An 8,186-nucleotide genomic window follows, 5' to 3' on the forward strand; every position below is an offset into this window, starting at 1 on the left:
ATACCTGCAATAATGTTACCAATAATTCCGCCTGGTATGTCTTTACCTAAAATAAGTCCAGCTAACCATCCAATAATACCACCGATAATAAGATATAAAATAAAGTCCATTATGCCATCTCCTGTTCAAAAATTGTTTTTTCTTGCTTACTTAATAGATAGCCTAATTTGATAATGTTCAAACCACTATATAAAAATTATTATAAAAGTGATGGATGTCAGTAATAAAAAATGTGGACAGTTGCAAACCAATATTTCTAAAACAAATCCCCCGACAAACTCTGTTTGCTGGGGGATTTTTATGCTTGTTACTAGCTAAATGACATACTAATCGGTGGAGCAAAGCAACTGCGACAATTGAGAAATTACTATTATAATTGCTTCCTTTAGCTCTAGGTGCGTCGATGGAAGGTGCTAAATTACCCTGTTTTAAGTATAAGGATAGGTACTTAAGCATGTTGACTAATGCTGTTGTAATCATTTACCATTACCGATGTAATTGATAATGATTATCATTATCAATATCGTTTTATGGACTCATTAATAAAATTCAAGGATAGCGGAAAGTGAGAGTTGAAATGACGATGATCCGTACTGGAAATACAGAACTGACAAAGATAAAGTTTTTGAGTGATGAAGAATCCGAAACGTTAGATTACCTTAAGCGGGAAGAATCTGAACTGGAGGAATCATATATAAAAAATATTCAAGCTGGAAGAAGAGGAATCTCTCAACGTCTCTTCCAAGCACTTATTAGAGAACAAATCATTGAAGACAAGCGAATTACATGGCTGACAGGTAAGAAAAACAGCATTTCTATAAAACTACCTAGTGGAAAAGTGATTCACGCTGACATTAAAAAGCGGCGTTCACTCGGACGATTTGATGTAGCTAGTGATTTATTAGTTCAAGATGAAAAGGTTTCTAAGATTCTCGCACATCCCGTGGAGCTTCTTGAGTTGTTAAGGAATGAAGGATTATTAAAAGAAGCAACAGCAGAACAGTTTCATCGCTTTAAATTGGAAATTCTAAATGGGGCTGCTAACTTCACATTAGCCTTAACAGGTGCAGACCGAAGAAAAACGGATCTATCGTATACAGCTAATTTATTACATATTCAAACTTCACTTGAGTGGGTCATGTATCAGAAAAAAATCGATAAAAGGTTCAGTCCTCTTGCTTTTTATGAACAATGGGTTGTTGAAGGCCATCCGCTCCATCCAGGTACCAAAACTAAGTTCGGTGTTGATACGGCAGATGTCATCAAGTACTCACCAGAGTGGGGAGGTAAACCACAGGTTGCATTTGTAGCTGTGTCGAAAGAGTATTGCCGCACCACGTCAATCGATGAACAAACTATTACTAGTCTTTTATATCAAGAATATGAGGGACTACAGTCAGTTGTGGAAGGAACTTTACAAAGGATTGGTTTGCAGGCTGATCAGTTTGAAGTAATACCCGTTCACCCTTGGCAATTTGAACATACATTACCTACTTTGTATAAAGAAGAAATCGAGATGAAGAGAATCGTTCCTATTTCAAATTTCTGTATTCCAACACAGTCGTTGGTTTCTTTTCGTTCGCTAGCGCCCATCCAACATCGCGGAAAAGGACGACACCATATTAAAACAGCGGTCAATATTCAAACTACCAGTGCTGTACGTACCGTTTCTCCTAATTCTGTAGAGAACGGACCCATTCTTTCGAAAATAATGGCTAGCATTCTAGAAAAAGAGAATGCTTTTAAAGGTCGTTTTGTTGTATTACAAGAACGGGCAGGCGCTTATTACAACCCACTTACATCATCGCTGACAGAAGAAGATAGCTGGACAGTTAAAGCGAATTTAGGGTCACTTTTACGGGAGAATCCTGAGAACCATATTAAAGAAGAAAACGAAATACCGATGGCGGCTGCAGCGCTTATTGCGGATTCCCCCATTAGTGGCAAGCTTATTGCCGCTGAACTGATTGAGGAGCTAGCTGGCCACTATCAGTTGTCTGATCAGAAAGAGGCAGCGTTATTATTTATCCGAAAATATGCAGAGACATCACTACCAGGCTTTCTGACGTTAATGGTTCGGTATGGCATTAGTTTAGAAGGGCATATGCAAAATAGTGTGAGTGTTTTTCGAAATGGCGAGCTAGTACGTATTTTATTAAGGGACTTCGGAGGTATCAGAATTTTGCCGGAAAGATTAGAGAAGCATGGATATGATGCGAAGTTTTATCCTGGTTCATCGATCGTCACGGATCAAGAAGGCCAATTGAGAAATATTATTTCGTATTCCGTAATTCAAAATCATTTCGCCGAATTGATTACAAATCTTGTTCGATCCTTGGAAATAGATGAGGACAGGCTATGGGAGCAGGTCGCAATCGTTTGTAAAGATGTTTTTGAAGACCTGAAGAAGGATTCTTCCATTACACAACAAGCTGAGGCAGATGAACACGAACTTTTTCAGCCAACAATACATTTAAAAGCATTGACGACTATGCGTCTGCAGGGGGATATCACGGCTTACACATTTACCCAAGTTCCGAACCCGCTGATGAAATGGAATGGAGAGATTCAATCATGACGACAATTTCAACAGAACTTCCTGAAATAAATACAATCCCAACAGRAGATAAGAACTTCAGCCAGGAGCATTTATTTAGTGATGAATTTACCATTCTGCATTTCTTGAAAGACAATTTTCCGAATATGGCCCCTGATTATAAATTATCAGTTGAAAAAGGCCGACAAGGAATTTTAAACCGACTAGCAGGTTCGATGGTACGTGAAGATATCATGGGGTTGACGTCAGACTCATATGATTTGTTCGTGATGGACACTTCTTATGCAATAAATGTTCCAGTCATCAATGATTATTGGAAAAATGTAATGAAGGAACTCCATACATTTGGTATGAAAAATGGTGACACATATAAACTGTATCCTCTATGCGAAAAGAGTTGTCTGTTGATTCCGGTAGGTCCAACTTATGCTTTCAATCGGACAGAAGTAGACGGACAGATTTTACTAGTTTCTACCTTCGGAATTAAACCAATTGATAACGCGGTTGAACTGCTTTATTTGATGCAAGAGAAAGAACAAACTTACAAGGAAAAAGGGCAAAGATCTTGGTTGAAACTGGCGGGGGAATTATCGAATGGTAGTGCGAATCTGTCACTTTCGTATACTTTCTGGGAGTTGAAGAAAAAAGACCTTCAGCAAAAAGCAGGTGAACATGAAATCACTAATACAATCGATTGGGTGTTGTTCAGAAAGAAACAAGACCCTGGATTTGATTCGAGTCTATTTTTTGAACAACTGAGTATTGAAGGACATAATCTCCACCCAGGCGCAAAGACAAAAGTAGGCATGGATCCAGAAGATGTGTTTCGTTACTCCCCTGAATTTGATGGAGCAGCGGATTTGCAGTTCGTCGGGATTCGAAAAGATTACGCAGAATGGAAACAGGAAGAGGAGAAAGAAAAGAATGCAAATGCTTTTCTTTTTAACGAGTATCCAGAGTTGCCAATAACAATCGAAAAACAATTTGTAGCATGCCAACTTGAAGTAAATGATTATGTGTTTGTCCCTGTGCATCCTTGGCAAATGGAACATGCGATACCTGACATTTATGAAACTGAAATTCTACAACAAATCGTCATACCTATACATGGTCTAAAAATTCCAAGTGGGGCAACGTCTTCTTTTAGAACCTTAGTGCCTTTGAAGGCAGGGGCCAAACACTCGATAAAAGTAGCGGTCAACAGCCAGATGACATCTACTGTCCGTTCCATATCTGCAAATACGACCAATAATGCTGCGGTAATCACGCGCCTTATCCGTTTAGTAATGGAGCGGGAACAAGAGCTGTCTAAGAACTTTATCCCAGTATGTGAATGTGCTGGTTATAATTTTAAACTGAACAAAACAGAAGATCTTTCAGATAATCAAAAATTAAAAAACAGGAATTTATCTGCAGTGTTACGGGAGAATGTCGAAACATTCGTTAACGTGGACGAAGTAGCGATTGTTGGTAGCTCACTTTTTGGTCAGTCAGCAATCACTGAAAAAACAATTCTCGTTGAGTTAATTGAGAAGTATGCAGAAGAAACTAAGGAACCTTCCCTCCGCAAGGCAGCGTTTCAATTCGTTTCCGAATATGCATCCATTGCATTGCCAGGCTTTTTAACACTCATGGTAAAGTATGGAATTGGTCTGGAAGGTCATTTGCAAAACAGCGTGATGGTGTTCAAAAATGGTCGACCAGTTCGAATGTTGTTCAGAGACTGGGGAGGTAGCAGAATCTTTCAAAACAGGCTCGAACAATCAGGATTACAAACCGAATTTTATCCAAATTCAGCAACAGCAACAAATTGTTTAAAAGAAATGCATAACAAAGTTTTTTATACGGTATTGCAAAATCACTGTGGAGAATTGCTATTGCAAGTGTGTCAGCAATTCGGACTGCTAGAAGAAGAGTTGTGGCAGGAAATTCATGTGATTTGTGAAACGGTTTTTGATCAGCTTGAAACCACAACATATGCTGAAAATGCCAGTATAGACAGAGCGGCTTTTTATCAGGAAAAAGTAGATTATAAAGCACTGACAAAAATGCGGTTGGAACCGGAAGGAAAGGATTATTCGTATACAAGTGTACCTAATCCTCTTTTTGAATGTCACAGGAAGGAAGTATAACTTTACATGGCAAACGTTGTGATTCAATCTCAGCAAACATCACGTTTTGCCCTTCACTCAAGAGTATTTCAGATTTTTATGTCGGGCAGCTTAGTGACGCGAGTAGGGGATTGGATGGATTTAGTCGCCTTAAACTGGGCGGTGCTTCAGTTAACAAATTCTCCACTGATGTTAGGGGTAGTGAATGCTTGCCGCTTACTTCCCACTTTTTTACTTAGCGTACCAGCAGGGCTATTGGCTGATCGCTATGATCGACGAAAACTATTAATCTACATTCAACTAGCAATGATGTTCTTGACGTTTTGCCTAGGTTATCTGGTGGATTCAGGACCCGCATTATTTTGGGTCTTTATCCTGATTGTCACGCTACGGTCTATGCTGGCAGCTATGGATTCGCCAATCCGCAATGCGTTATTGCCAAACCTTGTGCCGGCAAACGCTATGTCTAGTGCAATCGCGATAAATACGCTGGTCATCAATCTTTCTCGTATTATTGGACCGGCGATTGCAGGAATGTTGCTTGCCGTTACGGATATTGCCAATTTATTTTATATCAATGCATGGGGGACATTAGGCGTACTAGTGTCCTTACTCATGATTCGTTCTCATGCTGTCCCGAAATTTAATAAGAAAAATAGAGAAAAAACAACGTTCAGAGAGGCATCAGATTATGTGAAAAGTCAGCCTTCCGTTCAATCATTGCTCATTTTGGCTATTGTACCCATGGTATTTGGCTTTCCTTACACAACGATGATGCCACTATTTGCCCGGGACCTATTAAATCTTGGGCCAGAAGGGTTTGGACTGTTGCTGTCTATTTCTTCAATCGGTGCTTTGGTAGGGGCAACCTGGCTGTCAATCGGCAAAGAAATTAAAGGTGCAGGTAAGTGGTTAATCTGTTCCATTATGGGATTTGGTTTATCTTTGCTATTATTTATCGCTGCTCAAAACTTCTTACAAGCAGGGATCGCTATGTTTCTGGTAGGTTTAACAAGCCAAACGTACCGGACCGTGAGCCGTATTACGCTTCAAGTGCAGGTTCCCGATCAACTTCGCGGCAGGGTGTTGAGCATTGCGTTAATGGATAGAGGGTTTATTCCGTTAGGAGCCATCCTTTTAGGTGCTATAGCAACATGGGTCGGGACCTCTTGGGCAGGTATTGTGATGGGGGTCGGCTGTATTGCGATCACATCAATTGTATTAACGATAAGACGTCAAATATGGAATTTGTAAGGGAGTGAACATTTTTATGATGGAAAATATCGTGAAAACGCTAAGGATGGAACAAGAAAAACCGTTCTGTGCTTATTTATATGACTTACCAAAGCTTCGCAACCATGTTAATCAGCTGATTACGTCACTTCCTTCAGTAAGTCGCTTATTTTATGCGATAAAAGCGAACTCAGATGAGACACTTCTTCGAAACTTAGCACCCATCGTTCATGGATTTGAAGTGGCTTCACTAGGGGAAATAGAAAAAGTCCGAGCTGTAGACAAACATATTCCGATACTTTTCGGCGGGCCTGGGAAAACACAGGAAGAAATTGAAGGAGCCATTACTCACAAAGTGACGCTCATAAATGTCGAGAGCCTGCATGAGTTACAGCTGGTTAATTACATTGCCAGTCAAAAAGGAGTCAGTGTGGATATTTTGTTGCGTGTCAATTTACGCAGTTCAGTACCAAATGCGCGATTGAAAATGGCAGGTGTACCAACACAATTTGGGATTGATGAAATAAACATACCAAATGCGATTGAGCTGGCTAAAAGTCTACCGAATATTACCCTTCGCGGTTTTCATTTTCATGCGATGTCCAATAATATAGATGCCAAAGCTCATGCTGAATTTGTAGACCGTTGTTTTGAATTATCAAAAACGTGGAGTGAAAAATTCGATTTAGATATTTCCTTCTTGAATGTAGGTGGAGGCATCGGCATCAATTATCTGGATCTAGAAAATCAGTTTAACTGGATGGACTTTATGGAGCGTTTAAACACTGTACTGGCAAAGCACAAAGACGCCAATTGGAAAGTACTGTTTGAATGCGGTCGTTACATCACGTCTTCATGCGGATACTACGCAGCGGAGGTATTAGATATCAAACAAAATCATGGCGAATACTTTTGCGTGGTACGAGGAGGTAGCCATCACCTCAGACTTCCCGCAGCCTGGAAACAAAGTCACCCGTTTACCATCATACCAATAGAAAAATGGCCATACCCCTTTGTGCGTCCTGAAGTAAATGAATCGGTCGTTACAGTGGCAGGAGAGTTATGTACACCAAACGACATATTGGCTAGAGATATTGACGTATCACGTTTAAGAGCGGGAGATATCCTGCTTTTCAGTTATGTAGGAGCTTACGGCTGGGCTATCTCTCATCATGACTTTCTAAGTCATCCACACCCAGATCATTATTACATAGAAGAGGACTTTATTAGCAAGGCGGAGTCGGAAATGGATAATTTAGAAACAAAGCGGGCTTTTGAAAATCAATGTGTATAAATAACAAATGCTTTCCAACTGATGAAATATCAGCTGGAGGGCATTTTTTGTATTCTTCTCTGACAGTAGGTGTGATAAGAGGTAAACATGTGTTTTGAAAATCGGCGAGGTTCTTGATAACGGTTTCTTGGAATATTCTTAATACGACAAGATAAAAAGCCAACCGATATAAAAAAGGGGTATTGCAAGACGTTTACATTACCTAATGGAAAGGGAGTGGAGCGATGGAATGGTCGTACTGGAAAGTGATTTTGAAATATGGCCATGTCGGACAACGAAAAGAAGTCAGTGTAGCACGCTATTTAACAATGCCAAACCAAAGTATGCTGCTCGATGTCATGGTCGAAGCCCAACACATGCCAGGAGTAAAAGCGAGAGGCATACTGTCCGCAAGACGCATTACACTAGATGAATATTTAATCGGTCACCGAGAAGAAGCAGAGAACTTGTACTTGCAGAAATTGAAGGCATTTCACAAAATAACAAGCTGAGAAAATTTGCTTAATTTTTAGGAGAGTGAAAGTAGGTTTATAAATCCAACCGGTGCGAAACGTGGCAATTGTATATTAAAGAATAATACCCCTTCACTCTAAGGCAGTGAAGGGGTTGATTTAAGTAATCATGTTAAAATCTAATTATATTCTACTACAGGTGAGGCACCAAGACCCACGGTGTATTACAGTTTTTGGGATGGATTCCCAAACGTGTCCTTGTTTACATTCCCGGGTTAATTTGGTTTTATTATTTTTATAGTCAGAAGAAAGACATTTTCCACCACGCTGTTGAGCAATTTCTCTCATATCTTCTATTGTCCTTTTTTTATTTCCACTACACTCAGGACACCAAGTGCCATTTTTGATTTGATTAGGAATAGACTCCCAAACATGACCTTTTGCACATTCCCATATTAATTTAGTTTTACTATTTAAATAGATTTCTGATAGGCATTTTCCACCGCGTTCTTCTGCAAATTGTCTCATCTCATTTATAT

The 8,186-nt window shown here is 39.7% G+C and carries 6 protein-coding genes and 1 pseudogene; 5 read left to right on the forward strand and 2 right to left on the reverse strand.

Features of this window, described 5'->3' with window-relative positions; translation table 11 throughout:
- Window positions 1–110, reverse strand: a pseudogene (locus AC1DOS_RS15685) (GlsB/YeaQ/YmgE family stress response membrane protein); the annotation flags it as partial.
- A gap of 455 nt (window positions 111–565) precedes the next feature.
- Between AC1DOS_RS15685 and AC1DOS_RS15690 the strand changes: the two are divergent.
- From AC1DOS_RS15690 to AC1DOS_RS15710, 5 genes are all read left to right on the forward strand, one after another.
- Window positions 566–2,578, forward strand: coding sequence for an IucA/IucC family protein (locus AC1DOS_RS15690; RefSeq protein WP_477538251.1), 2,013 nt, complete (start codon window positions 566–568; stop codon window positions 2,576–2,578).
- Window positions 2,575–4,689, forward strand: coding sequence for an IucA/IucC family protein (locus AC1DOS_RS15695; protein ID WP_477538252.1), 2,115 nt, complete (start codon window positions 2,575–2,577; stop codon window positions 4,687–4,689). Before AC1DOS_RS15690 ends, AC1DOS_RS15695 begins: the two co-directional genes overlap by 4 nt.
- A gap of 6 nt (window positions 4,690–4,695) precedes the next feature.
- Window positions 4,696–5,922, forward strand: coding sequence for an MFS transporter (locus AC1DOS_RS15700; RefSeq protein WP_477538253.1), 1,227 nt, complete (start codon window positions 4,696–4,698; stop codon window positions 5,920–5,922).
- A gap of 16 nt (window positions 5,923–5,938) precedes the next feature.
- On the forward strand, window positions 5,939–7,195 hold the full coding sequence (locus AC1DOS_RS15705) for a type III PLP-dependent enzyme (protein ID WP_477538254.1): 1,257 nt from the start codon (window positions 5,939–5,941) through the stop codon (window positions 7,193–7,195).
- 224 nt (window positions 7,196–7,419) lie between these two features.
- Window positions 7,420–7,686 carry a hypothetical protein gene (locus AC1DOS_RS15710; protein WP_108586946.1) on the forward strand — a complete coding sequence of 89 codons (267 nt, stop codon included), beginning with the start codon at window positions 7,420–7,422 and terminating at the stop codon, window positions 7,684–7,686.
- Window positions 7,687–7,830: 144 nt separating this feature from the next.
- Here AC1DOS_RS15710 and AC1DOS_RS15715 read toward each other — a convergent pair.
- A partial coding sequence (locus AC1DOS_RS15715) for a zinc-ribbon domain-containing protein (RefSeq protein ID WP_477538255.1) occupies window positions 7,831–8,186 on the reverse strand: 356 nt, incomplete at its 5' end.

This window comes from Paenisporosarcina sp. P5_A11 (genome assembly GCF_056400705.1).